The sequence below is a fragment of the Nostoc sp. NZL genome (assembly GCF_015714705.1).
GTDB lineage: Bacteria > Cyanobacteriota > Cyanobacteriia > Cyanobacteriales > Nostocaceae > Nostoc > Nostoc foliaceum_A.
Window position 1 is genome coordinate 66,795 of the sequence record NZ_WBKL01000079.1, and the last position, 25,363, is coordinate 92,157.

General features: G+C 43.5%; 25 protein-coding genes. 14 read left to right on the forward strand and 11 right to left on the reverse strand.

Annotated elements, in window-relative coordinates:
- The first annotated feature begins 646 nt into the window (after positions 1-646).
- From F8R90_RS11595 to F8R90_RS11635, 9 genes are all read left to right on the forward strand, one after another.
- Positions 647-2,701, forward strand: coding sequence for a phosphodiester glycosidase family protein (locus F8R90_RS11595; protein ID WP_196510852.1), 2,055 nt, complete (start codon positions 647-649; stop codon positions 2,699-2,701).
- A gap of 271 nt (positions 2,702-2,972) precedes the next feature.
- A complete protein-coding gene (locus F8R90_RS11600) occupies positions 2,973-3,392 on the forward strand; it encodes a cupin domain-containing protein (protein WP_012410234.1) in 420 nt (139 codons plus the stop codon).
- A 258-nt stretch (positions 3,393-3,650) separates the two neighbouring features.
- On the forward strand, positions 3,651-3,980 hold the full coding sequence (locus F8R90_RS11605; RefSeq protein WP_196510853.1) for a HesB/IscA family protein: 330 nt from the start codon (positions 3,651-3,653) through the stop codon (positions 3,978-3,980).
- 125 nt (positions 3,981-4,105) lie between these two features.
- Complete coding sequence (gene rpsL / locus F8R90_RS11610) at positions 4,106-4,489, forward strand: 30S ribosomal protein S12 (RefSeq protein ID WP_012410236.1); 384 nt, start codon at positions 4,106-4,108, stop codon at positions 4,487-4,489.
- 522 nt (positions 4,490-5,011) lie between these two features.
- Positions 5,012-5,482, forward strand: coding sequence for a 30S ribosomal protein S7 (gene rpsG / locus F8R90_RS11615; RefSeq protein WP_190892864.1), 471 nt, complete (start codon positions 5,012-5,014; stop codon positions 5,480-5,482).
- A 136-nt stretch (positions 5,483-5,618) separates the two neighbouring features.
- Positions 5,619-7,697, forward strand: a complete 2,079-nt coding sequence (fusA, locus tag F8R90_RS11620; RefSeq protein ID WP_190892866.1) for an elongation factor G — start codon at positions 5,619-5,621, stop codon at positions 7,695-7,697.
- Between the two features lie 23 nt (positions 7,698-7,720).
- On the forward strand, positions 7,721-8,950 hold the full coding sequence (gene tuf, locus F8R90_RS11625) for an elongation factor Tu (RefSeq protein WP_196510854.1): 1,230 nt from the start codon (positions 7,721-7,723) through the stop codon (positions 8,948-8,950).
- A gap of 184 nt (positions 8,951-9,134) precedes the next feature.
- Complete coding sequence (rpsJ, locus tag F8R90_RS11630) at positions 9,135-9,452, forward strand: 30S ribosomal protein S10 (RefSeq protein ID WP_008232935.1); 318 nt, start codon at positions 9,135-9,137, stop codon at positions 9,450-9,452.
- Between the two features lie 182 nt (positions 9,453-9,634).
- Positions 9,635-10,282, forward strand: a complete 648-nt coding sequence (locus F8R90_RS11635; RefSeq protein ID WP_190892871.1) for an LON peptidase substrate-binding domain-containing protein — start codon at positions 9,635-9,637, stop codon at positions 10,280-10,282.
- 106 nt (positions 10,283-10,388) lie between these two features.
- Here F8R90_RS11635 and pheA read toward each other — a convergent pair whose 3' ends face one another.
- Entirely contained in the window at positions 10,389-11,264 is an 876-nt protein-coding gene (gene pheA / locus F8R90_RS11640; RefSeq protein WP_196510855.1) for a prephenate dehydratase, read from the reverse strand.
- Positions 11,265-11,731: 467 nt separating this feature from the next.
- Between pheA and F8R90_RS11645 the strand changes: the two genes are divergently transcribed.
- Positions 11,732-12,322, forward strand: coding sequence for a DUF1997 domain-containing protein (locus tag F8R90_RS11645; protein WP_196510856.1), 591 nt, complete (start codon positions 11,732-11,734; stop codon positions 12,320-12,322).
- Between the two features lie 8 nt (positions 12,323-12,330).
- Here the strand turns inward: F8R90_RS11645 and F8R90_RS11650 are convergent, their stop codons facing one another.
- The 4 genes from F8R90_RS11650 to F8R90_RS11665 form a co-directional block, all read right to left on the reverse strand.
- The gene (locus F8R90_RS11650; protein WP_196510857.1) at positions 12,331-12,987 is read right to left on the reverse strand and encodes a ribonuclease HII; all 657 of its coding nucleotides are present in this window, start codon (positions 12,985-12,987) and stop codon (positions 12,331-12,333) included.
- A gap of 8 nt (positions 12,988-12,995) precedes the next feature.
- Positions 12,996-15,107, reverse strand: coding sequence for an Rne/Rng family ribonuclease (locus tag F8R90_RS11655; protein ID WP_196510858.1), 2,112 nt, complete (start codon positions 15,105-15,107; stop codon positions 12,996-12,998).
- A gap of 850 nt (positions 15,108-15,957) precedes the next feature.
- Entirely contained in the window at positions 15,958-18,660 is a 2,703-nt protein-coding gene (locus F8R90_RS11660; protein ID WP_196510859.1) for a TIGR03960 family B12-binding radical SAM protein, read from the reverse strand.
- Between the two features lie 148 nt (positions 18,661-18,808).
- Positions 18,809-19,138, reverse strand: coding sequence for an STAS domain-containing protein (locus F8R90_RS11665; protein WP_190892879.1), 330 nt, complete (start codon positions 19,136-19,138; stop codon positions 18,809-18,811).
- Between the two features lie 472 nt (positions 19,139-19,610).
- Between F8R90_RS11665 and F8R90_RS11670 the strand changes: the two genes are divergently transcribed.
- Positions 19,611-19,814, forward strand: a complete 204-nt coding sequence (locus tag F8R90_RS11670; RefSeq protein WP_190892880.1) for a hypothetical protein — start codon at positions 19,611-19,613, stop codon at positions 19,812-19,814.
- Between the two features lie 254 nt (positions 19,815-20,068).
- Here the strand turns inward: F8R90_RS11670 and F8R90_RS11675 are convergent, their stop codons facing one another.
- Positions 20,069-20,428, reverse strand: coding sequence for a hypothetical protein (locus F8R90_RS11675; RefSeq protein ID WP_196510884.1), 360 nt, complete (start codon positions 20,426-20,428; stop codon positions 20,069-20,071).
- A 300-nt stretch (positions 20,429-20,728) separates the two neighbouring features.
- Between F8R90_RS11675 and clpS the strand changes: the two genes are divergently transcribed.
- From clpS to F8R90_RS11690, 3 genes are all read left to right on the forward strand, one after another.
- Positions 20,729-21,010, forward strand: coding sequence for an ATP-dependent Clp protease adapter ClpS (gene clpS / locus F8R90_RS11680; RefSeq protein WP_104907504.1), 282 nt, complete (start codon positions 20,729-20,731; stop codon positions 21,008-21,010).
- Between the two features lie 71 nt (positions 21,011-21,081).
- A complete protein-coding gene (locus tag F8R90_RS11685; protein ID WP_196510885.1) occupies positions 21,082-21,906 on the forward strand; it encodes a CPBP family intramembrane glutamic endopeptidase in 825 nt (274 codons plus the stop codon).
- A 237-nt stretch (positions 21,907-22,143) separates the two neighbouring features.
- Positions 22,144-22,338 carry a hypothetical protein gene (locus F8R90_RS11690; protein WP_196510860.1) on the forward strand — a complete coding sequence of 65 codons (195 nt, stop codon included), beginning with the start codon at positions 22,144-22,146 and terminating at the stop codon, positions 22,336-22,338.
- A 205-nt stretch (positions 22,339-22,543) separates the two neighbouring features.
- Here the strand turns inward: F8R90_RS11690 and F8R90_RS11695 are convergent, their stop codons facing one another.
- The 5 genes from F8R90_RS11695 to F8R90_RS11710 form a co-directional block, all read right to left on the reverse strand.
- Complete coding sequence (locus F8R90_RS11695; RefSeq protein ID WP_196510861.1) at positions 22,544-22,792, reverse strand: PIN domain-containing protein; 249 nt, start codon at positions 22,790-22,792, stop codon at positions 22,544-22,546.
- Between the two features lie 14 nt (positions 22,793-22,806).
- The gene (locus tag F8R90_RS33425; protein WP_269141755.1) at positions 22,807-22,941 is read right to left on the reverse strand and encodes a hypothetical protein; all 135 of its coding nucleotides are present in this window, start codon (positions 22,939-22,941) and stop codon (positions 22,807-22,809) included.
- Positions 22,941-23,174, reverse strand: coding sequence for a hypothetical protein (locus F8R90_RS11700; protein ID WP_196510862.1), 234 nt, complete (start codon positions 23,172-23,174; stop codon positions 22,941-22,943). Before F8R90_RS11700 ends, F8R90_RS33425 begins: the two co-directional genes overlap by 1 nt.
- Positions 23,175-23,244: 70 nt before the next feature.
- On the reverse strand, positions 23,245-23,883 hold the full coding sequence (locus F8R90_RS11705) for a pentapeptide repeat-containing protein (RefSeq protein WP_196510863.1): 639 nt from the start codon (positions 23,881-23,883) through the stop codon (positions 23,245-23,247).
- Positions 23,880-25,277 carry a DICT sensory domain-containing protein gene (locus F8R90_RS11710; protein WP_196510864.1) on the reverse strand — a complete coding sequence of 466 codons (1,398 nt, stop codon included), beginning with the start codon at positions 25,275-25,277 and terminating at the stop codon, positions 23,880-23,882. The genes F8R90_RS11705 and F8R90_RS11710 overlap by 4 nt, the downstream gene beginning before the upstream one ends.
- Between the last annotated feature and the right edge of the window lie 86 nt (positions 25,278-25,363).

The following is a 25,363-nucleotide window of genomic DNA, read 5'->3' on the forward strand; positions in this document are numbered from 1 at the left end:
TAACTTCGGTTTTACTTTTTTAGTTGACCCGTGTTAAAATATTTACGTATTTTTATGTATTTATGCGGTGTTAGACAAGTTACCTCCGCCAAGACATCATTTTTGCCTTGACAGTTTCTTTTTTATATTGTGAAGCTAAGTGTTTTCTCAATTCCCTTTTTCCAGATGCACGCTAGCTACTCATAGAGCCTATTTCGGCTCACCTGAAACACAACTAAAACTGAACGCTGTACTATCTTTTAAAGCCAAAGCCATCCTGATCCAGCAATAAAATCAGCGTATTACAATATATACCCATTTGACAATTCCCAAATATCGTTGCTGCCTAGAGTTTTGCTGCTTATAGTAGCCGCATGTATTACTATTAACTAGACCTTACTGAAGTGACGTTCAGTGAGGATTGAATATCTTAATCCAGTTTTGATAACCAAAACTACCGTGTATGTGGTTAGAATTAGTGCTAGTTAAAACACTTCATTGCAGTGGCTTTAGCGTCTAAATCAATTGGTGGATGCCTAAAAGAGATGACTAGCCAACATATAGAATACCATGTTTTTTGAAAAATAAACTCATGTTATTTTTATATTTCCAAATAATTAGTTAATTTATACCTTGGGTGATAGTTTTCAAAAGTACTAAGTAAATTATGGTAAAAATGCCGAATTGTTGCCAATCAGGGATTAGCGATGGCTCCGCCAATGCCAAGGGCGATCGCAGATTTTTCCGGGCTACTGTGTCACCAATACTTTTAACATTACTGTGCTTAACTACTACCTGTGCTACCAACGCCCAGGAATCTCCAAAAAATTCCCAATCAATATTAAGGCTGATCTCCCAGTCACCTGCACCTCCTTTAACAGGTGTAGTATCCTCTGGTAATCAAATTTCCCTCAATGGTCGTACTTTACCAGGAACTTGGTTGCAACGACCTGGAAAATCTGGTTCGGTGACAATTCATCTCAGTGATGGGGTATTTAGGCAATTAATTGGAGTAAATTTCTTAAACAGTAGTAATTCAGCGAAGCAACCAATACAGTGGTTTTCATCGGTAACAAAGCCACTGGTTTTAACCACCAGGCTACTAGGAGCATATCGCTATCTGGATATTAGTAATTTTGCTCAAACATCTGGATGGCAGATCCAAACCAATGGCAATACCTTGGTAATTACTACCCCAAAAGCACAAATTACAAATATTATTCAGAGCCAGGAACGTCCAGAGGCAAGTGCCCCTTTGCAACAAACTCGGATTCTTGTCGATTTAGACCGTCCAACTCCCTGGCAAGTTACACAAGGATCAGCCATTAAAAAAATTCAAACTCCACCTTCTGATCCAGACACACCAACTCCCAAATCCACTGTACCGCCAAATCGAGAGTGGACAATTACCCTGGATGGAATAGCCGATCCCGTTTTGATAGAACGCTATACACCGCAGCCACCAGCAGCAGCACCAACATTGCTGCCAAACCTGCTCAAACAATTATTACCAACTACACCAACACAACCAATACCGCCAGCCCCTGAACCACTGATTCAACAAGTAAAGGTGGTCAAAAACCAAACCATTATTAGTCTGAGCGTTCCCTTCGGTCTATCACCTCAAGTTAGTAGTGTCGCTAACCCCAATCGCCTGATTATCGATATTCGACCCGATCCCCTAGAAGAACGGGATATTACTTGGGCCCCAGGATTGCGCTGGCGACAGAATTATGTAAACTTAAGCACAGAACGCTTCCCGGTTGTCTGGTTAGAAGTTAATCCCCGTAAATTTGGGCTAACGTTGAAACCCATGTGGGCTAGTCCTGATGGGCTTGCGGGTACTGCGCCCTTAATTCAAACAGCACAACGTTACTTAGCAGTAGCTGGAATTAACGGTGGTTATTTTAACCGCAATAACAGATTGCCCTTGGGTGCAATTCGTCAGGATGGTAAGTGGTTATCAGGCCCCATTCTTAACCGGGGCGCGATCGCTTGGAATGATTCTGGCCAATTTTACTTCGGTCGTCTTACCTTGGAAGAAACTTTAATCACGGCAAATAATCAGCGCCTACCAATTCTGTTTCTTAACAGCGGTTACGTCCAGAGTGGCATTGCTCGTTACACTCCAGCTTGGGGATCAACTTATACGCCCCTGACAGATAATGAAATTATCCTAGTGGTACAGAAAGACCAAATTACTCAACAGTTACCAGGCGGCAAAGTTGGTGAGACAGCCGTTCCCATTCCCCAAGATGGCTACCTACTAACCTTACGCGCCAACTCTGCTACTGCGGCCTCACAGTTACCTATTGGAACCAAAGTAAGCATTTCTAGCGCTACTACTCCCACTGATTTTAGTCGTTATCCCCACATTATCGGAGCTGGTCCGCTATTAATCCAAAACCGTCAAATTGTTCTTGATGCCAAAGGCGAAAAATTCAGCAATGCCTTTATTGCCGAAAAGGCAATTCGTAGCGGTATTTGCACAACGGCAACAGGCACACTCATGATTACTGCCGTACATAATCGTGCAGGCGGCTATGGCCCTAATTTGGCAGAACATGCCCAACTGATGCAACAGATGGGCTGTGTGAATGCCCTAAATTTGGATGGTGGTAGTTCTACCAGCCTTTATTTAGGAGGGCAACTACTCGACCGATCGCCTAGTACTGCTGCTCGTGTTCATAATGGAATTGGTATTTTCCTGAAACCACGATAATGAGGGAGTAGGAGTAGAAAAGTCTCTTAATCACCAATGCCCAATGTCCAATCTTTTTTTAAAGTTTAGAACAAGCTGTCATTTTGCTTGATGAAGACTTGGTGTAGATACAAGAGTTTTGGTAGTGATGATTTACACCGTCACGTTTGATTTTGCTATGTTTGTCAAGGTGCAACAAAATTGCTGATTTCCAACCTTGCAAGATAGCGCCAGATTTTTTATCAATAGTTAAGAGTACCAACGGTTTGTTATGTCTTCAAATGAGGTAACTATGGCTCGATATCAAGAAACTACACAGACTGACACTCTACACCTACCTTCAACTATCACTTCCAGAGGCGTTGCTGCAACTGAGTTACGCCCTTGGGGTGCTTTTACAGTTTTGGAAGAAGGGCGCGGATACAAAATCAAGCGCATTGAAGTTAAGCCCGGACATCGCCTCAGTCTACAGATGCACCACCACCGCAGTGAACATTGGATTGTCGTCTCTGGTACAGCTAGGGTGACTTGTGGGGAGAAAGAAGTACTACTGAGCAATAATGAGTCAACCTATGTACCTCAATGTACATCTCATCGTTTAGAGAATCCTGGCGTAATCCCTTTGGTGTTAATTGAAGTGCAAAATGGCGAATACTTGGGTGAAGATGATATTATTCGCTACCAAGACGACTATGCCCGTACCAAGGATTAAAACCAAAAAAACGCCATTAAAGCTCTAATCGCAAAACCAAATACATTTTTGTGCAAACCGTCTTTGGTAACCACTGCACCCCAAAAGTCCCTACCTAGTTAACGTGGGGACTGAAGCATGTTAGTGTTATAAATGTAGTAATAGCGATCTCGCTCATGGCTTCGGTGGTTTGGAATTTTCGAGGAGCGAGAGTTAAACCATCTGTCTGTAAAATGAAGATGTGGGTATTTAATAGTTTAATTGCGAAAAACGAGTTCCATGATTAATCTGAGTCAAGCTGCCGCGAGTGAAATTGGGCGAATTAAGTCCAAGCAGCAACCAAATGTCTTGTTTAGATTGGCAGTAAAACCAGGTGGTTGTTCTGGATTCTTTTATAATATGTCCTTCGATGAAGCAATAAAAGTTGGCGACCAGGTTTTTGACTTGGATGAAATTCAAGTAGTTATAGATGCCACAAGCTTAAATTACCTCAACGGTTTGGGGGTTGATTATTCAGAAGATTTAATGGGTGGTGGTTTTCGCTTCCACAATCCCCAGGCGATCGCAACCTGTGGCTGTGGTAATTCCTTCTCCATAACTAATCAATAGTCCTTAATTAGTGATCGTTTGCTAATAACAAAAGAAAAATTACAATTGACATAAAACACTAAAAAACGATATAATCAGGATTTGTTAAAACTTAGACATATAAGCAGCTTTACGCGCTGTAACTCATGCCAACAATACAGCAGCTAATACGTAACGAGCGCGAACAAGCGCGTCAGAAAACCAAGTCCCCGGCTCTGAAACAATGCCCCCAACGTCGGGGAGTTTGTACCAGAGTATACACGACCACACCAAAGAAGCCTAACTCAGCTCTACGCAAAGTAGCAAGAGTCAGACTTACATCTGGATTTGAAGTCACAGCTTACATTCCAGGTATTGGTCACAACTTACAAGAACACTCAGTTGTGATGATTCGTGGCGGTCGGGTTAAGGATCTCCCAGGCGTGAGATACCACATTATTCGTGGCACCCTAGATACAGCCGGAGTCAAAGACCGCAAACAAGGCCGTTCCAAGTATGGAACCAAGCGTCCGAAAGAAGCGAAAAAATAGGATTAGGCGATTAATCGCATCCAACACGATTAATCGTCTACCTTAAAGCGCCCAAGGACAAAAAACTATCAGGGTCTGCGTTCTAACAGCAGTTATGAAAGCTGCTCAAGTCTGTTTAAAAAATCAAGCTACACCTACACTAAGCGAGCAAGTGTAGAAGTTCTGAGGAGAATGCTGTAACCCAAAGCATAATTCTAATCTGGACATTAAAGTTTAGAATCTTGTCGCCTTGAGTATTTAGTTGCAGGTAGCAAGTCAATGAATTTTAGATTTTAGATTTGCAATTTTGGATTGGTCGAACCCACAAGGGGATGAGGCTTACAGACTTTTGATTTTTTCCAATCCTTGTGGTCGGAACATCTACCAAAAACTCTAATCCAAAATTGGCAGTCAATTAAGTCAGCCTTGCTGCAACAGTCGAAAACAAAATTGAGAAAGTCTGAGGGTTGGGTTCCACAGCTTTTAGTTTCCGGTGTCTGATAGCATATAATTTCGTTGCCAATTCCGAATTAAAGGTGAAGTATGTCTCGTCGTGGTGTTATTCAAAGGCGCCCAGTTCCGTCTGACTCCGTATATAACAGTCGCCTTGTGAGCATGATTATCAGACGGATCATGCGTCATGGCAAGAAATCACTTGCCGCACGGATTGTTTATGATGCATTAAAAACTATTGAAGAACGCACTGGTAGCGGTGCTTTGGAAACCTTTGAAAGAGCAGTGCGAAATGCCACGCCTTTAGTAGAAGTAAAAGCTCGGCGAGTAGGCGGAGCAACCTACCAAGTACCAATGGAAGTGCGTTCAGAACGGGGCACGACCCTAGCACTGCGTTGGTTAGTGCAATATTCCCGGTCTAGACCAGGCCGGACAATGGCAAGCAAATTGGCAAATGAGTTAATGGATGCTGCTAACGAAACTGGTAATGCCATTCGTAAACGCGAAGAAACGCACCGAATGGCGGAAGCTAACAAAGCATTTGCACACTATCGTTACTAAGTAGAAAAGCGATATATCGCCTTGCCGAAGCGGTATATCGTGGATTTACAAAAAAGACGGTTTTCCGTAAAAGTATAGAATCTTAACAAAGAGTAATATACAAGATATCATGAGGCAAAAACTATAGGAGGTAGCTGTGGCACGCACGATCCCGCTAGAGAAAGTACGCAACATTGGTATTGCGGCGCATATAGATGCGGGCAAAACAACAACAACAGAGAGAATATTATTTTACTCTGGGATAATTCATAAAATTGGCGAAGTTCATGAAGGAACTGCCGTCACAGACTGGATGGAGCAGGAGCGGGAGCGGGGAATCACCATTACTGCCGCTGCTATCAGTACCAGTTGGAAAGATCATCAAATTAACATTATCGATACTCCGGGTCACGTAGACTTCACAATTGAAGTTGAGCGTTCCATGCGCGTGTTGGATGGTGTAATCGCAGTCTTTTGTTCTGTGGGTGGCGTGCAACCGCAGTCTGAGACAGTGTGGCGTCAAGCAGAACGCTACAAAGTTCCTCGGATAGCCTTCATAAACAAGATGGATCGCACCGGAGCGAACTTTTATAAAGTTCACGACCAAATCCGCGATCGCCTGCGGGCGAATGCGATCGCCATTCAACTGCCAATTGGTAGTGAAAATGACTTCCGAGGTATCGTTGACCTAGTACGGCAACGTGCATATATTTACGCCAATGACCAAGGAACCGATATCCAGGAAACCGATATTCCGGAAGAATTGCAAGCGCAGGTAGACGAATTCCGAACCAAGCTAATAGAAGCCGCAGCAGAAACCGATGATGCTCTGATGACTAAGTACTTCGAGGGCGAAGAACTTACAGAACAGGAAGTTAGGACTGCCCTGCGTAAAGGCACAATTGCGGGGACGATTGTACCAGTACTTTGCGGTTCAGCATTTAAAAACAAAGGCGTGCAGTTGATGCTGGATGCCGTTGTAGATTACCTGCCAGCGCCAAGTGAAGTACCGCCAATTCAAGGCTTACTGCCGAATGGCGATACTGTTGAGCGGCGGGCTGATGACAACGAACCCCTAGCAGCTCTGGCATTCAAAATTATGGCTGACCCTTACGGTCGCCTCACATTTGTTCGCGTTTATTCTGGTGTCCTGAAAAAGGGCAGCTACGTTCTCAACGCTAGTAAGAATAAAAAAGAACGGATTTCCCGCTTAGTTCTCATGAAGGCAGATGATCGACAAGACGTCGATGAACTGCGAGCGGGTGATTTAGGAGCAGCTCTGGGATTGAAAGACACCTTGACAGGTGACACCCTCTGTGATGATGGATCTCCAGTAATTCTGGAATCCCTATTCATTCCTGAGCCTGTGATCTCGGTGGCGGTTGAACCCAAAACCAAGAACGACATGGACAAGCTGTCCAAGGCTCTGCAATCTCTCTCAGAAGAAGACCCCACCTTCCGTGTCCGCGTCGATCCGGAAACAAACCAAACCGTGATCGCGGGGATGGGAGAGCTACACCTAGAAATTCTAGTAGACCGGATGTTACGAGAATTCAAGGTGGAAGCGAATGTAGGTGCGCCGCAAGTAGCTTACCGAGAAACAATTCGGAAAGCTGTGAACAAAGTTGAGGGCAAATTCATTCGCCAAAGTGGTGGTAAAGGCCAATACGGTCACGTTGTGATCAATTTGGAGCCAGGAGACCCTGGTACTGGCTTTGAATTCGTCTCCAAAATTGCTGGGGGTTCAGTACCTAAAGAGTACGTTGGTCCCGCAGAACAAGGAATGAAAGAAAGCTGCGAATCCGGTGTTCTAGCTGGATATCCGTTGATTGACGTCAAAGCGACGCTAATTGATGGGTCATACCACGATGTAGACTCTTCGGAAATGGCTTTTAAAATCGCTGGCTCAATGGCGATGAAAGAGGCTGTGCTGAAAGCTTCACCCGTCCTCTTAGAGCCTATGATGAAAGTTGAGGTTGAAGTTCCTGAAGACTATATCGGGAACGTCATTGGCGACCTCATCGCCCGCCGAGGGCAGATTGAAAGCCAAAGCACCGAACAGGGACTCGCTAAGGTCGCATCCAAAGTTCCATTAGCGACCATGTTTGGCTACGCCACTGATATCCGGTCGAAGACCCAAGGTCGGGGTATCTTCACGATGGAGTTCAGCCACTACGAAGAGGTGCCTCGCAGCGTAGCTGAAACTATCATTGCAAAAAGCAAAGGGAACGCTTAGTTAAAATAAGGAAATGAGCATTCATGGCACGCGCAAAGTTTGAAAGAAATAAACCCCACATCAATATCGGTACTATTGGCCACGTTGACCACGGTAAAACCACGTTAACAGCAGCCATCACTATGACCTTGGCAGCTATGGGTCAAGCTATAGCTAAGGGCTACGATCAAATCGATAACGCGCCAGAAGAAAAGGCACGGGGTATTACCATCAATACCGCCCACGTTGAGTATGAAACCGAAAATCGGCACTATGCTCACGTAGACTGTCCTGGACACGCTGACTATGTGAAGAACATGATCACCGGCGCTGCTCAGATGGATGGTGGCATCCTCGTAGTTGCTGCTACTGATGGCCCTATGCCCCAAACCCGCGAACATATCCTGTTGGCAAAACAGGTGGGCGTTCCCAGTCTGGTTGTATTCTTGAACAAAGAAGACTTGATGGATGACCCAGAACTCTTGGAACTAGTGGAACTAGAACTTAGAGAACTGCTTTCCAGCTACGATTTCCCTGGTGATGATATCCCCATCATCAAAGGATCTGGTCTGCAAGCTCTTGAAGCAATGACCAAGAATCCCAAGACCCAACGCGGTGAAAATCCTTGGGTAGACAAAATCTATGAATTGATGGACGCTGTGGATTCTTTCATCCCCACCCCTGAGCGGGATGTTGATAAGCCCTTCCTTATGGCTGTAGAAGACGTGTTCTCAATCACAGGTCGTGGTACTGTCGCCACCGGCCGGATTGAACGGGGTGTTGTCAAAGTTGGCGATAACGTTGAACTAGTGGGTATCAGAGATACTCGCGCCACTACCGTAACTGGTATTGAAATGTTCAAGAAGAGTCTTGACCAAGGTATGGCTGGGGATAATGCTGGCGTACTACTCCGGGGTATCCAGAAGGCTGATATTGAACGAGGTATGGTAATCGCCAAACCAGGTTCAATTAAACCTCACATGGAATTTGAAGGTGAAGTATACGTTCTAACAGAAAAAGAAGGTGGTCGTAAGACTCCATTTTTTGCTGGCTACCGTCCCCAGTTCTACGTGCGGACAACTGATGTAACTGGTACTATCAAAGCCTATACCTCCGATGAAGGCAAAGAAGTAGAAATGGTCATGCCAGGCGATCGCATCAAGATGACAGTAGAATTGATCAACGCGATCGCTATTGAACAAGGAATGCGCTTCGCTATTCGCGAAGGTGGTCGCACCATCGGTGCTGGTGTGGTCTCCAAAATTATCAAGTAGCACCTTTTTGCTCATAATGAAGGAGCAGAGATGGTATTTATTGTGCCTCTCTGCTCCTTTCTCTTCCCTCTATAAATAAGGTAATAAGGTTACAGGGGACAGGTGATAGTTTTCTGTAACCTATAACTTGTAACCTTAAACCAGTAAATACTCCTCTAATTACGCAGAACCTGGAAAATTAAAGATGGCAACTCTACAGCAGCAAAAGATCAGAATTCGCTTACAAGCCTTTGACCGACGCTTGTTAGATACATCTTGCGAGAAGATTGTAGACACAGCTAACCGCACTAACGCTACAGCCATAGGCCCAATTCCTTTACCAACAAAACGCCGGATCTATTGTGTGCTGCGATCGCCTCACGTAGATAAAGACTCACGGGAACACTTTGAAACCCGTACTCATCGCCGAATTATTGACATTTACCAGCCCTCTTCTAAGACTATTGATGCTCTGATGAAATTGGATCTACCATCGGGTGTAGATATCGAAGTCAAACTTTAAGTAGTCATTAGTCATTAGCAAATGACAAAAAACAAATGATATTAGTATGATTTTTTACATAGCCCTGAGATATATTTCTTCAGGGCTTTTATTTAGCTAGGAAACAAATGATAGAATGTAGACAAAGTACGGGAAAAGCAGAGAAAAAAAATTTTAAAGATTAAGTTTATACCAAGGTAACAATGACATCATCTTCTAAAATTGCAGTTCGCGAACTACCTCTGTTCCCGTTACCCGAAGTAGTTCTATTTCCTACTAGACCATTACCCCTGCACATCTTTGAATTTCGCTACCGAATCATGATGAACACGATTTTGGAGAGCGATCGCAGGTTCGGTGTTTTGATGTTCGATCCCGTTAAAGGTACAATTGCAAACACTGGTTGCTGTGCCGAAATCATTCATCACCAGCGACTGCCAGATGATCGAATCAAAATGTTGACTTTAGGGCAGCAAAGATTTCGTGTATTAGAGTATGTTCGTGAAAAGCCATACCGCGTTGGCTTAGTAGAGTGGATTGAAGACCAACCACCGACTAAAGATTTGCGACCTTTGTCTTCTGAGGTAGAACAACTACTGCGAGATGTTGTGCGTCTATCAGCTAAATTAACCGAACAAAATATCGAACTGCCAGAAGATTTGCCTGACCTACCAACAGAACTATCTTATTGGGTAGCCAGTAACCTTTATGGTGTGGCAGCAGAGCAGCAGTTATTGTTAGAAATGCAAGATACTGCAACTCGTCTAGAGCGAGAAGCAGAAATTTTAACTTCTACTCGAAATCACTTGGCAGCTCGCGCTGTTCTTAAAGACACGTTTAATGAAAAGTGATCAGTGAGGAGTGAGGAGTTAGGAGTTAGGAAGAAATAACAAAAAATAAAAGATTGACAACTTATAATTTATAGTCCCTAACTGATAACTGATAACTCCTAACTTCTCAAGTAACAGCGCTGATTGGCAAAACATTGTAAGCGCCAAGAATTTTTAAAATTTCTGTGTGGATAGTTAATTCTGCTAAAGCAGATTGCATTTGTGCTTCCTTAGCATCAGCTTCTAAATCCATAAAAAACAAGTATTCGCCTAGTGATCGCTTTGTCGGACGAGATTCAATCCGGCTAAGGTTGATTCCTAACTGAGCAAATATTTGCAAAGGTTTTACCAATGCTCCGGGTGTGTTGGCAGGCATACTAAAAGCTAGCGATGTGTGGCTGGCAGACGCTTTTAATGTCTGGTATCCAGCGTCTGCTTCACCCTGACTTACTACCCAAAAACGAGTAAAGTTTTCTGGATAGTCGTTGATGCCACTGGCAAGTATCGGCAGGTTATATAGTTGAGCAGCTCTACTAGAAGCGATCGCTGCCGTTGTTGTCTCTTGCTCTAATCGCTGTAATGCTTCGGTTGTAGAATTACTCGGAATAATCTGTACAGTCGGGAGAAACCGCTCTAACCATCCCTGACATTGTGCCAAAGCTTGCGGGTGAGAGTAAACAGTTTTAATTCTATCTAAGCTAGACGCACAGGAAATTAACATATGGGCAATGGGTAATACCAAAGCCAACTGAATTCGCAAACTGTCTAACTGCCAGAGTGTATCCAGTGTTGTAGTCACACTCCCTTCAATAGAATTTTCCACTGGCACAACAGCTAACTGGGCTTGACCATTAGCGACGGCGTGCAGTGATTGAGAAATGCTGGGATAGGGGCATAATATAGCTTCAATTCCCGTACTTTTGCTTAACCAGTTGACATAAAAAAAAGTTGCTTGTTCTGCGTAAGTGCCAGGAGGCCCTAAATGTGCGATCGATAAAGTCATACCTTTAGCCTTGAGTTGCGAGTTTAATCGTTAAACAGAGATTATGATATTTTGGTCTTGGCAAATATATCCAAATCTACTCTTACTAGATACTGTTATCTCTAAAATTTACGCACTAAACGAATAGACCGAAATATGTATCCAGGAAAACAAATTATGAAAAACAGCACTTCTACCAGATAGATTTCCTGGTAGTTTTGTTGCTAAATTCCTCTGAAGATTTAAGAGCAATTATATTGGTTTCCGACCATAGATATATGCATATTATCATTTTTATGTCAAGAGCTAAATCATTATCTATATTTCTTGAACTAAAGATAGTAATGAGCGTACCAACTTTTTGCTAATCATGTATGGCTGATAAGCAACAATCATTTTTATAGTCAATAAATTTTGTACTTTTCTAATAATCAGAACTAAGTTGTTAAAAAATATTAAAATTAAGAAACAGATATTTTTATCCGCTCATGGCTACCCGGTTTACTGCCTCCCAATCGGTTGAAATCGCTGTTCCAGAGCAGCCTATTCCCATTCAGCACTACTTACGTCAGCCTCAACGTCTAGTTAAGGCGTTGGTTGACAATAGCCGGATTCAGCAACTTTCTGAGGAAGTATTTCGCTTGAAAATGCGTCCGCTAACTTTTATGTCACTGAGTATTCAACCTACTGTAGACATGAGAGTTTGGGCAGAATCAAATGGAATAATTTATTTGCGATCGCTAGGCTGTGAAATCTTGGGTTTCGAGTATATTAACCAGCGCTTTACTCTCAATTTAAAAGGGCATTTGTCTCCCAAAGAATTAAGCACTGGCACTCACCTCCGAGGAAAGGCTGATTTAGAAGTATTGGTGGATTTGCCACCACCATTTTCCTTCACTCCTAAGCCGATTTTAGAAGCTACTGGCAATGCTTTGCTCAAAAGCGTGCTGTTGTCGGTCAAGCAACGATTATTAAATCAACTTTTGGCGGATTATCGCTACTGGGTGATATCACAAACCAAAGATAATAGAGGACTTGACGGTGACAGTACTGAATTACCAATCCTGAATGCTGAGTAATTTTGTAATCACTCAACACTCAGTAATTTGATTTGGCAAGGACGAAAAGACAGACGATGTAGGGGTGAGGGTCCGTATTGTTGCAAAGCCAGCAAATGCCGCTGGCTACCATAACCCTTGTTACGCTCCAGGTTGTACATAGGGTATTTTAATGCTAGACGCATCACCAGATCGTCACGCCAGACCTTAGCGACAATACTAGCAGAGGCAATAACCAGCGATCGCTCGTCCCCCTTAACTATTGTTTGTTGTGGCAGTAGCAAGTCTTTGATTGACTGATTGCCATCAACCAAGCAGATTGCAGGCTGTACTTTTAACTTCAGCACAGCCCGCTTCATAGCTAACAGTGTCGCTTGCAAAATATTTATCTTGTCAATTTCGGCAGTAGAAGCAAACCCAATTTTCCAGTCTATAGCCAGTCCACAAATTTGCTGTGCTAGCTGAGTTCTACGAAAACTAGACAACTTTTTACTGTCTTTAATTTTAGCTGCCATCAGTATTGGCAAAGCATGATTAGGTAGGATCACTGCCGCCGCTACCACAGGGCCAAATAGAGCACCTCGCCCTACTTCATCCACACCTGCAACCAATCCTGGAATCCCTGACAAGGTAGAAAACTCCAGCCAATTGGATTGTTCCAAGGGTGTTGGCGACGTTTCCACCATAAAGCAAATTAATTATCCTCGATCGCTGAGGAACGACGGCGGCGACGGCGGCTGGCAGTGGCGGCACTGTTTGCATCACTTTCGTCTGCGATCGCGTTTGCGGCGGAAGTTGTCGTAGACAATTGTCCCGAAGGGTTTGCGGTCAACTCTGCTGGTTCAGTTGTCTCTTCTATCAAAGATTTTTGTTCTGGCTCAATAACTTTTGGTATTGGTAACTTGGTTGTAATTACTTCAGGTGTTACTTTTTGGGCAATACTTGATTCTGAGGTTGATTCAGTTGGGTTTGTTGGCAGCTGACCAGGCTGAATCACGTTAATAATCACAGATTTGGTATTTTTAACCTCTTGCTCTAACTTCACCAAGGGAGAGATTCCCATCAAGGCAAACATGTCCTGTTCTTGGAGGCTCATTTCTACAGTTCTAATCTCCGGCGGTTCTACCACTGGTTTGACTGGCTCTGCCTTAGTAATTTTAGTGCGCTCTACTCTTTCACTCCAACCTGGTTTACCAAGGGTGGGTGAGGGAATCTCTGGTGCAACTCCTAGTTCTGGTTCCACATCAAGGTCTAGGTCTGGCTCGTTGACAAAAGCCAGTGGATTGGGAACAATCCGAGCTTCATCTTTCCCATTTAACCCATTGATGCCAATTCGACTGCGGCGAGTGCGGGTACGACGCTTATTATCATTAAGTTCTTGATAACTAGGATGATTGATCAGATTTAGGTTACTCAATTCCGAGTCGCCGTCAAATGCTTCCCCAAACCCATCATAGGTTTCTCGTGGTTCCGGGACGCGGGCAGATGGCTGACGTGGTTCTCGGTGAGGTAGGGATACAAAACGTTCACGCTCTGGTGTTTCTGCCGGTATTGGTAATCGGTTTTCGATTTCTCCAGGCAGACGCACAGTATGTCCTAAACCGCCACAGGTGGGACAAGTTTCACCAAACAATTCGTAAATGTTTTGACCCTGACGTTTGCGGGTCAGTTCTACTAAACCCAGTTCGGTTAGTTGGGCAATCTGGGGACGAGCTTTGTCTGCTTTCAGTGCTTTATTAAAGTGTTCGAGAACTTGCAGTTGGTCACGTCGCGATTCCATATCAATAAAATCAACAACGATCACTCCAGCGATATTCCGCAGACGCAACTGGCGAGCAATTTCTGTTGCAGCTTCGCAGTTTGTCCACAAAACGGTTTCTCTAGCTGTTGCCGATCGCGTAAAGGAACCTGAGTTAACATCAATTACGGTCAATGCCTCCGTCGGCTCAATGATGATGTAACCTCCAGAAGGTAGGTCTACTCTCGGTTTGAGGGCTTCTCGGATGGCAGCACTGATGCGGAAGTACTCTAAAATTGGGGAGCGATCGCGATGATGGTCAATCAACAATCCCTGCGGTGTTTGACCTCCACTCCAGTTCTGTAAGTACTGCTTCACGCGCTTCAAACCAGTACTGGAATCCACGACAATCCGATTTACATCCGCGCCGTACATATCCCGCAATACGCGCTGGATGAAGTCATCGTCCCGATTGAGCAGTGCTGGAGCACGGGTGGAATGCGCTTCCTGCTGGATCGCCTCCCATTGCTTTTGCAGCACCTCCAAATCTTCCATAATCGCTTCTTCTGGTTTACCTTCGGCTTCTGTACGCACGAGCAAACCCATTCCCGCCGGTTTGACCAAAATCGCCAGTGCTCGCAAGCGGTTGCGTTCACTTTCACTTTTAATCCGTCGGGATAAATTTACGCCCCTACCATAGGGCATCAGTACTACATAGCGTCCGGGTAACGTGATATTACCCGTGAGCCTGGGCCCTTTTGTCCCCGTTGGCTCTTTCATTACTTGCACCAAAACTTTCTGCTGTGGTGCTAATAGTTCTGTAATTGCCGCTGCGGTACGCTTTAGCTTTAATGGTCCCAAGTCGGTAACGTGAATAAAACCGTTGCGCTCTGGGTCGCCGATATTGACAAAAGCCGCATCTATCCCAGGTAATACGTTTTCTACTACTCCTAAGTAGATATCACCTATTTGGTGATGACCGGTAGCAACAACGAGTTCCTGTATTTGATCTTCAGAAAAGACAGCAGCAATTTGGTGCTGCTCCGCGATGATAATTTGTTTTGGCATTCAATTTCCTCAAAAATTGGCAGCACCAATAGGTCTGGAGGTTTGTTATACCTTTGTTGCCCCTGCAACCCTCAAAAGGCGCTACTGATGATAAAAATCGCAAACCTGATGTTCTAAGTTAAATAGCTATTGGCGCTCTTAAGAGCGTTTTTACGGCGGATTATTCCAGAACGGCTGCATGTTTAAGCAATTAAATCAACCACGGATGGTTGATTTTTGATGCAATACTCTCAATAAAGAGAGTTCTGAGTTGAAAGTTCTGAATCCTGAGTGAGTTTTTAACTCAGGAAGCTTCATTTGAGAGTAATCTACTGAAGTCGTTAAGAAAAAGAAACTATTTCTATTTTCCATTCCCTGGATTTATCCTTAGGGTTATATTCAGCAATACCAGCTGCTACCCTACCTTAAGCCACGCTTTGCGCGTCTGTGAACGTTTGCAAATCGGCCTAACCGACGGCATTTGTTTACCCTACGGGAACGCCAAGGGCGAACAACTCTAGAAGAGTAACTCACTAGCTCTTGGGCACTACTGTGGATTAGACATTCAGCAGTTGTTTAAAAAGCATGAATTTGGAGAAGCTAACCGAGCCTGCTGTTAGTTACTGATTCACAAGGTAGCTATAGAGAGAGTGTGTGTTCTTTAATCTGCCTCAGTTTGTCTGGGATAAAATCCTAGAATTTGCACTCTAATATCTTTGCTTTCGCCCCCTGAACACCAGGGTAGTGAACCAGCTAATTCAATGCAGCGCCAGAAAATTTCTCTTCAACCCATTCTAACGCAACCTTGCTAAAAATCAATTCCGACGATATGCGATGTTAGGACAACTACTAGCAAGTTGCCCTACAGGGATTATACCCCTAAAATTAGCCGATTGCGGTGGATGTGCAGGAGTTGAAATTCTCCACTAGCCACTGTTGATAGCATAAATAGGATTTGTTCAGGACGCAATAGAAAACCATCTTGGCGATAGCTACCTACATAACGGATAACAGATATAGATTCTGCAATGTTTTTGTGGGTTTCTACTAATTCCAGTTCAAATAAGCGATCGCGCAGATTTATGAACTGGCTCTTGCCTGACTTTGTTGTATGCTCGTACCATAGCTCGTCTTTTGCTTTGATGGTATCAATCCATTCTTGCCATTGTATAGGTGTTACTTCTTCCAGTGCTGCTACGGTAATTAAATATTCTGCTGTTTCTAGCAGTTGAGTAGCTGCCGGAGTTTTTAAATCTATCTGCTCCACATTATATATAGGTATGTCTGTGGGCATTTCCTGAACCAACTGTTCTCGAAAAGTATCTACTGCCACTGGTGCAGTTAACTCAAAATCCGCAATTTCACCACTACTAGTGGCTCCTAAAGCCAAAGCAGTTGCTACAGAAATCCGCGGCATTGGATGAAATCCACCAGTGAAAGCAATTGGTAAGCTTGCTCGCCGTACAACTCGGTCAAACAGACGGATTAAATCCAGGTGGCTTACCAAAGCCATATTACCCTGTTTTCCAAACCAAACTCGCAGTCGTTGTGCCTTAGTTGTGTTGGGGACAAATTCGCCAGCGAACTTCGGGATAGCAGGTGATTCAATCACAATGTTATGGCCAAAGTCGGTTCCACATACGCCACAGTGAGAACAACCTTCAAAAGAGCAGTCGGGTACAATTGCAGCTTCTAAGGCGCGTTGCAAGTCTTCTTTGAGCCAGTTTTTGTCAATCCCGGTATCAATATGATCCCAAGGGAGGGGAGTATCGAGGGAGTGGGGAGTTGGGAGTGGAGAGTTAGGAGTTAGGAGTTGGGTATTTTCTGCATCTCCCGATCTCTTCTGATCTTGTGCGTGAAACAAATTCCATTCGCCATTTTCTACTTGGCGGTATTTCCAATCTAGATCGGCTTGGGCGATCGCAGACCCCCAAGCGCTAAAAGCTTGATCTAAATTTTCATACCAGGAATCCATACCTGCACCCAATTCCCAGGCACGGCGGACTACTTTGCCCAAATTGCGATCGCCTCGTCCCACAAAATCTTCCATTGCCGAAATGCGGACATCGGTAAAATTTACCTTTACTCCCTTTATCCGACGGAATTCTTGCCGTAACAGGTTTTGTTTTCGCTTAAATTCAGTGGTAGAAACTGAGTGCCATTGGAATGGGGTATGGGGCTTGGGCGTAAAGTTAGAAATTGTCAAGTTAAAGTTTAGGGCTTTTCTGCCCTTGCCCCGACATTCTCGCTGTAGCCAGCTTACCGTTTCCGCAATGCCCAAAACGTCAGCATCCGTTTCACCTGGTAAACCAATCATAAAATACAACTTGATTCTATCCCAGCCTTGCTCCCAAGCGGTTTTCACCCCCCGCAACAATTCTTCATTGGTCAAACCCTTATTCACGATGTCTCGCATCCGCTGAGTTCCAGCTTCTGGAGCAAAAGTCAGTCCACCTTGCCGTGTACCTCCAAGGATATTGGCAATATTCTCATCAAATCTGTCTACCCGTTGGCTTGGTAGAGTCAGAGAAATATTTTCATTTTTTAAGCGATTTTTGATTTCCATCCCCACTGCTGGTAGGGACAAATAATCAGAACAACTCAGAGATAGTAGGGAAAACTCATTGTAACCAGTTGCCCGCATCCCCTGTTCAATTGCTTCTACAACCTTATCGGGTTCTACATCCCGTGCTGGCCGAGTCAGCATTCCTGGTTGACAGAAACGACAGCCACGAGTGCAACCACGCCGAATCTCAATCGTCAAGCGGTCATGTACCGTTTCTACGTAGGGAACTAACCCAATGGAATATGCTGGTATAGGAGTTGCAACCCGTCGCAGAATTCGTTTTGGTACGTCAGAGCGACGAGGATGAACTGAGCCATCCTCTGCCATGTCATAAAACTGAGGGACATATACGCCTGGTATCTGTGCCAAATCCAGTAATATCTCTTCCCTACTCAATCCTGCTTGTTTGCCTTCTTCTAATACCAAACCAATTTCTGGCAGCAGTTCCTCTCCATCCCCAAGGGCGATAAAGTCGAAAAAGTCAGCGTAAGGCTCAGGATTCGATGTTGCTGTTTGCCCACCAGCAAAAATCAACGGAAACTGGGACTGGAGATTAGTAATTTCTCCTTTGCCCACCTGCTGCTCTGCTTCTCTGCTTCTCTGCCTCTCTCGCCACGTCAATGGTATTCCAGCTAAATCCAACATTTCTAGGATATTAGTTGCACCCAGTTCGTAACTGAGGCTAAAGCCTAAAATGTCGAATTCTGTAAGCGATCGCTTTGACTCTACCGCAAACAATGGCGTATTAGTTTCGCGTAGTTTGGCTGCCAGGTCTTTTCCTGGGAGGTAGGCGCGATCGCACAATTGACGCGGTTGGGCATTCAAGATGTTATAGAGGATGATGTGCCCTAAATTGGATGCACCGACTTCATACACTTCTGGGTAGGTTAAAACCCAGCGTATTGCTGTCGTATCCCAGGCTTTATGTACTGCTAAACGCTCATTACCCAGGTAACGCCCTGGTTTTAAAATATCCGATGTTATTAATTTTTCAACTGCAACAGCCACTGTGCTATCTTCTAGCTACCTTAATTACAGCTACTCAAATCAAACATTAGCATTGAATTAGGTCTTCTAACAAAGTTTATCGTTGCAACTTATAACTCCTTTACATAAAGTCCACTTTTGACCCGAACATTTGTGCTTTTACATAAAGTTATGTTGCAGCTAACTCGGCTTCACTGTTTAATATTTCAAATACGCTATCTAGTTGCGTTAGTTCAAAAATCATTCTAATTGATGGAGCAACAGCGCAAAGTCGGAAACTTCGTCCTAAACTAAGAGCCAGCTTGTGTGTAGATAACAATGCCATCAACCCCGCGCTGTCTAACGATTCTACCGCTGCTAGGTCTACTACCAAGATGGAAATACCATTTTGTGCCAACGCTGTCGTCATATCTCGTTCAAATTCTAAGGCGTTTACAGCATTCAAACAGCCTTGGGGGCGAATAACTGCAATTTTGGGATAGTTAAGCACTGCTTGCATAGTTACATCCTATTGAGAATTGTTGAAGCGTCAAGCTAAGGATTATTTGAACATAAACTCTTTTTTGTTGCATCGACCATATGTCTTAGGTCTCTTTGCTGAATCTTTATGGCTTTAGTATCTCTGTTTAAAGATTGTCATAATTCCAGTTTGAAATGTGTTTATATATACTTTTTTTTTATCCCAGTTCAAAAACAATCAACTATAGACAGCCCTAAAAAAGACAAATTATCAGTAACTATGCTGAGAAAATTTGCTTAGTCTATAACTAAAGCTAATTTAGCCAAGCCTTAACGGTAAGTTAAATCTCACACTTTAGCGTTGCTGATGGCATACGCCATAGTCATAGCAAATTTTCTATTTAACTAATTAAAAAGGTGATCTATATCACTGGTAAATTAGTATTTGATCACTTTTTTATACTTAGGCGAATCTGGGAGAATTAGTATCATATAAAGTTGGGTTATTACTTATGAAAACTCAGTATGCTATTCGGAAACTAGTAGAAAAAGCTCTTGACATTAAAAAACTAACTCCTGAGATAGAAAATGAAATCAACTCAGAATTGACAGAACTGGGTTACATTTCTGATGTTGATTACGAAGCTCTGGAATTATTAATGTCAGAGATGGATGCTGGTAGAATTCAGTTAGTTCCTAGCTTGGGATATTTCTAATTGCTTAGGTCTAGAGGTTTATTGCCTATATCAAGTGAATCTAATGGTAAATGAAGCAATAAAACTTTAAAAATAGGTAAAACAAGTATTAGTAAAGGCAGGGCTGAATAAAAAGATTGCTTTAACTATCCCTGATGAACGGTTACGAGAAGAGATTGAACGCATGAAAGATGCTGGTATATACTAAAATTAGTGCTGAGTAAAAAAACAACCCAATACTCTAAACGCCTCACTACTGTGCACTCACTCGTTACTCAGCACTCAGTACTATCTTGGTATGCTTGCCACAGTTGGTGAATAAACTGATTAAGTTGCTGCTTGGCGGCTGAGTCAGGTTCAGTTTTTGGTTCTTTTGCTAAAACTTGGCTCAAGAAGGTAATTACTTCTGTGTCTAATGCTGGCCGAAACAAATTGGCAGGCCAAAGCAAGTCAGACACATCTCGCAAATCGGTAATTAGCGGCGATTCCTGAATCAAAGTAACCATTAATAAAGGACGCACCCAGCACAACTGCCGGGAAACTACAAATTGAATGACTTCTGCATACAGATTCCTGTCGCCATGCTCTAAAGACACAATTTGTCCTGGTTGAAGAAAATCTAGGCTAATGTTCATCATTATGCAGTTTGGGCAGGGGCAAGAATTATTTTGTAACTTCCTTATTCTTAAAAATGAAAATGCGCTACGTTTAACGGAAGGTTATGTAACATTAGGTTAGCACTCTCACGGCAACGATGTCTAAGACATATGCCTCACAAGTGGCTACGCAAAACTAATAAAACCAATCCCTGAAAGCAAAGGGTTTTCCTAGCATAGTATCTCAACAGAAATACTATAGAATAGGTAAATAACTGTTAAGCGATCGCTACACAGACACTTTGTAGTAGTGAATCAACAAGAAAAGAGCAAAGAGCCGTGTCAGTTGAAACTATTGAAAAGCCTTCCACAACCCGTAAGCTAGCGCCTCGGTATCGCGTTTTGCTCCATAACGATGACTACAACTCTATGGAGCATGTTGTGCAGTCACTAATAGCCACTGTACCAAGCCTTACCCAACCCCAGGCTGTTAGCATCATGATGGAAGCCCATACTAACGGGCTAGCTTTAGTGATTACTTGCGCTCTGGAACACGCTGAGTTCTATTGCGAAACATTGATAAGTCACGGTTTAAGTAGCACGATTGAACCTGACGAATAGTCATTGGTAATTTGTCATTGGTCATTTGTCGAAATATAGAGTATTGACTAGTGATTGGTGACTTACTTGGTATGAAAAAACACTTTGTCCGTCTAGCTGAACGCCCTGCCCCTATCAGGCTGGGTTGTTTTATTTTGACTTTATTGCTCCTATGGTTGCCATTAGCTGCACCAATATACTTACTAGTGCATGATTCAAACTTAGAAAGTATATTGACATTGGTATTGTTATATGCAATATTTATTTTTCTTCTGAGACTATGGGGTAAATATGTCTACCAACAGCCCCAAATTCTCCGGCATTATGGCTTAAAATTCACGCGACAAAACGGTGTGGATTTGCTGCGTGGCTTGGCTATGGGGATAATTAATATTTTGATACTTTTTGGGGTAGAAAGTTTGTTGGGTTGGTTGGTGTGGCAACAACCGAAAGTTTTTTTGCTGAAAGTTTTTTTAGAGGGTCTACTTGTTGGCTTAGGTGTTGGATTTGCTGAGGAATTGTTATTCCGAGGCTGGTTGCTAGATGAATTACAACGAGATTACAGTCCGCGTGTGGCACTGTGGACAGATGCAACTGCCTTTGCTGCATTGCACTTTATTAAACCCTTAGAGGCAATTATTCATACACTGCCGCAATTTCCAGCTTTAGTACTACTGGGGTTAACGCAAGTATGGGGAAAGCGTTGGCGGAGGGGACGCTTGGGTTTACCAATTGGTCTGCATGGTGGTTTAGTCTGGGGCTACTACATTATTAATGTTGGGGAATTAGTGAAGTATTCTGGTCAAGTTCCTGATTGGGTAACTGGTGTGAATAATAATCCCCTACAAGGAGTGATGGGGGTGTTGTTAATGAGTGTACTAGCTTTGTGGATACGAGGGCGAACAAGAAATTCATAAAACCTTTAATATTAAACATTATTTGTTAGTGTTAATACTTGCTTTTTTAAACCTATATAAAACTAGCATAATTGCTAATGACAGCACATATTTGTTATTAATAAGATTTAAAATAACACTTTTGAAGTATTACTTGCTCCTATGAGATCGAATCGAAAACTAATCAGATTTTGTGTTAAAGCAACATGTGCATGTATTGGATCTGTTGTAGGGGGTTTCGCAGGTGGAGCATTTGGATTGGCTTTAGACGAATTTATTGTTCCCGGACTGAATGAAGGGATAGCAGATACTGCTGCTGAACAAGCCTTTCAGTTTGCTGGGGGAATCGTTGGGACTGCATGTGGTGGATTACTAGGTGAGGAAGTCGCGGAAGTTATTAACAGCGATAACAGCAATATAAAAGATGGTAGTGAGGCAGATGCTGTAGTCTAATTATGATTTCAACCAAACAATTAATAAAGGAATACTGAGGTTTTATATTCAAAGCAGCTAGAGAGGCATTAAATAAACTCAGCCGGATAGTTATTTTTCCGACTGAGTTTTAACTAAATACACTGCTTTACATATAAATGAAGTAAATCTGACAAATAACCCAAACATTGTCTCTAAAAATATAGCGCTATTACCTATGTAACCGTCACCAAATTGTATTAACACTGGATAATTGAATTTTCTTATCTCGACTAATCACTGGTACTCCCAGATATAACGCTGTAGCAGCAATAATGCGATCGGGTAAATCTGGTACTTGTGAGCGATTCACTAAACGCAAAGCTTCAGCTATATGCCTATTACAAGGAACTTCAAGCAGTACAGCATCACTTGTGTCAACAGATGCAAGCAGTCGTTCAAGTGTTAGTGGAGAAATACGCCCTTTCTCACTCAAGTAGACAATTTTGGCTAGGGTAATGGAGGAGAAAGCAGATCTCCAGAAGATGCTATTTGGGCTATAGTATTTTGGGCAGTTGTTGATAATCGTGAATCGCCAAAAATGTACCAAATTACTGCATGGGTGTCAGCTACAGCACGCAGCATCAAATATCCTCCCGTGGAAAGCTAGCCCATTCTTCACTACGGGCTACATCAATTTCCTCTGTGGAAGGTGCGTTTCCTAAATCAGCACAGAGTCCCCATAAGGATTGTCGGGGAAAGTTAGAGAGTTTATCTGTTAACTCGCGTTCTATATCAGGAGCAATTTGCTGGATCAAACGTACTTTGTCCACAGTTGAAAGCTGCTTTGCTAGTTTGATAACTTCTTGTAGACTCACAAATTTTTACCTGCTTCATCTGCAAAAATTTTAACAATACCCAAGGATACTGGGCTTTTTGGTGCAATCTTTACGCAAGAGTCTCAACCACAGTACCCACCACACACGCTTTATTCAAATTAACGCCGCTCAAATTTGCACCTTCTAACTCTGCACAGAGTAAATTTGCTCCTGAAAAATTCGCCCCTGCCAAATTCGCACCCCGCAAATCGGCTTCTTCCAGGTTTGCTTCACTCAATAAAGCCCCTTGCAAATCGGCGCGACTCAAATCTGCACCTTTGAGATTTACCCCTGTCAGGTTTGCACCGCGCAAGTCAGCACCGCGCAAGTCTACGCCTTGCAAGTTCACATTCATCAAATTGGCACCACTCAAGAAAGCACCCACTAATGAGACATCACTGAGTCTTGCTCCCATCAAGTTAGCACCACGCAAATTGCTACCCCGCAAGTCAGCGCCCGTTAAATCTGCTTGCATCAGGTTTGCTCCCATTAGGTTCGCCCGTAAGTCAGTTGCCTGGAGGTTGGCTCCCATCAAATTTGCCCCCTCCAAATGTCCACCTTCGAGCTTAGAACCAGCAAAATTAGTGCCGACAAGGGTAGCACCAGCAAGATTAATCCGGCTTAAATCCAGTCGGGAGAGTTCCTCATCTTCTAAATTTGCCCCTGGAAGTTGTTTGAGTTTTCCTAATCTAATGGCTTCAATATTCATGTAAAGTAACTACCAATCTCTTCACTTATCTTGCTGTGGCTATCCCATTGGGAATCGAGTATCCAGATGCCGGCGCTGAATTTGGGTGTCATGATGGGTAAGTCGAGTCCCTGTTGTAAACCCATAACTAATAAAGTTAGGGTATCTACAAGTTTAGGGTCAAAACGGGTAGATTGTTGCTGTCTGCACTCATCTAAAGCTTGAGTAAATATCTGTTCCCGGCTTTGATTTGACGATTTTCGCTCATTGACTCGCCACTGAAAATCTGCCAATAATGCCAAAATTCTCGACTCTAGGGGAATTTCATCTCCAGCTAAACCTGCTGGTTCCCCTGTGCCATTCCACCACTCGCTTTGGTGAGTAATAATTTGGGCAACTGCTCGCAGCCTTGGCATGGTTCGCAATACTTGCGCCCCCGGTACTAAGGGACAAGTTAAAGGACAACTGGGAGCATCTTCTTGGTAGCGTGTGGATATACCACCTGTGAGTACGCTTTCTGCTTTCTGTAATGGATCTATGCGATGTAACAAAGCCGCTAGCCGCAATCTCTTAATCTGCCATGCGGGAAGATCCAAAAGCTGGGCGATCGCCTCAGCAAGTACCACTACTTCTGCGGCTGCCATTGGATTGTTGACATCTGCCATATCCATCAGTTGCGCCATTCGCAAAAAGGCTTGGATTTCGTTAGAAACCAGGTTGCGATCTAGGGTTTGTTTCTGAAGTGCTGTGGGGATGGATAAATTATCTTGCCCAGTCTGGAGGTAATCTACTACACGGGAGACAACTGCACCTAAATTTTGGGATCTGTCCATTGACGGTACAATTTGCTGTTTATTACCTGTGAGTTTTTCCGCCAGTTCTGGGTTGTATTTTCTGATGTGAGCGATCGCTATTTCTGCTGTTTCTTGCACTAACTCTGGCTCAAATGTCCATAAGCCATAGAATTTGCGCTCTAAGTCTGATGTCGGTACTCCAGTACTGCCATAATCAGCTTCTGATAATTCTTGACAAATTACCATTGCTGTGTATTTAGGCGATAAAATAATTAAGTGCCACTCCTGCGCCACTGGATCGACTGAATCTAATCCCACTAAGTCTACATTAGGTAAAAGGCTTGTGGGATGTTCAGCAAAGCCAGATTCAGCAGCAGCCATGATGGCAATTTCGCTACTGCGCTGGGCGATGTCTGCATATCGTTCAGCTTCTTGTAGATACCATTTCCCCTGTTGAAAGGCTGTGATCACTAGGGGTATACCGTCGTCGGTTAAGATATGGTCTTCTAGAGCATGGCACAGGGCAACTAGGGTATTTTTGTAGTAAACACCAAATCGAATTGGCCTGGTAGTATGGCGATGGGCTGTTTCTAGCTGTTGTAGGATTGAACCTTCTAACATGGGATTTGTAAAAATAACCGCAGAGGCGCAGAGGACAAGGAAGAGAGGGGGAGAAATTCAGAATTGTGAATATCCTCACCCACATT

Bases quoted from the DNA above. Each gene is read 5' to 3' on its own strand.
- F8R90_RS11595 (WP_196510852.1), top strand. From the start codon at position 647: ATGGTAAAAATGCCGAATTGTTGCCAATCAGGGATTAGCGATGGCTCC.
- F8R90_RS11600 (WP_012410234.1), top strand. From the start codon at position 2,973: ATGGCTCGATATCAAGAAACTACACAGACTGACACTCTACACCTACCT.
- F8R90_RS11605 (WP_196510853.1), top strand. From the start codon at position 3,651: ATGATTAATCTGAGTCAAGCTGCCGCGAGTGAAATTGGGCGAATTAAG.
- rpsL (WP_012410236.1), top strand. From the start codon at position 4,106: ATGCCAACAATACAGCAGCTAATACGTAACGAGCGCGAACAAGCGCGT.
- rpsG (WP_190892864.1), top strand. From the start codon at position 5,012: ATGTCTCGTCGTGGTGTTATTCAAAGGCGCCCAGTTCCGTCTGACTCC.
- tuf (WP_196510854.1), top strand. From the start codon at position 7,721: ATGGCACGCGCAAAGTTTGAAAGAAATAAACCCCACATCAATATCGGT.
- rpsJ (WP_008232935.1), top strand. From the start codon at position 9,135: ATGGCAACTCTACAGCAGCAAAAGATCAGAATTCGCTTACAAGCCTTT.
- F8R90_RS11635 (WP_190892871.1), top strand. From the start codon at position 9,635: ATGACATCATCTTCTAAAATTGCAGTTCGCGAACTACCTCTGTTCCCG.
- pheA (WP_196510855.1), bottom strand. From the start codon at position 11,264: ATGACTTTATCGATCGCACATTTAGGGCCTCCTGGCACTTACGCAGAA.
- F8R90_RS11645 (WP_196510856.1), top strand. From the start codon at position 11,732: ATGGCTACCCGGTTTACTGCCTCCCAATCGGTTGAAATCGCTGTTCCA.
- F8R90_RS11650 (WP_196510857.1), bottom strand. From the start codon at position 12,987: ATGGTGGAAACGTCGCCAACACCCTTGGAACAATCCAATTGGCTGGAG.
- F8R90_RS11655 (WP_196510858.1), bottom strand. From the start codon at position 15,107: ATGCCAAAACAAATTATCATCGCGGAGCAGCACCAAATTGCTGCTGTC.
- F8R90_RS11665 (WP_190892879.1), bottom strand. From the start codon at position 19,138: ATGCAAGCAGTGCTTAACTATCCCAAAATTGCAGTTATTCGCCCCCAA.
- F8R90_RS11670 (WP_190892880.1), top strand. From the start codon at position 19,611: ATGAAAACTCAGTATGCTATTCGGAAACTAGTAGAAAAAGCTCTTGAC.
- F8R90_RS11675 (WP_196510884.1), bottom strand. From the start codon at position 20,428: ATGAACATTAGCCTAGATTTTCTTCAACCAGGACAAATTGTGTCTTTA.
- F8R90_RS11685 (WP_196510885.1), top strand. From the start codon at position 21,082: ATGAAAAAACACTTTGTCCGTCTAGCTGAACGCCCTGCCCCTATCAGG.
- F8R90_RS33425 (WP_269141755.1), bottom strand. From the start codon at position 22,941: ATGCTGCGTGCTGTAGCTGACACCCATGCAGTAATTTGGTACATTTTT.
- F8R90_RS11705 (WP_196510863.1), bottom strand. From the start codon at position 23,883: ATGAATATTGAAGCCATTAGATTAGGAAAACTCAAACAACTTCCAGGG.
- F8R90_RS11710 (WP_196510864.1), bottom strand. From the start codon at position 25,277: ATGTTAGAAGGTTCAATCCTACAACAGCTAGAAACAGCCCATCGCCAT.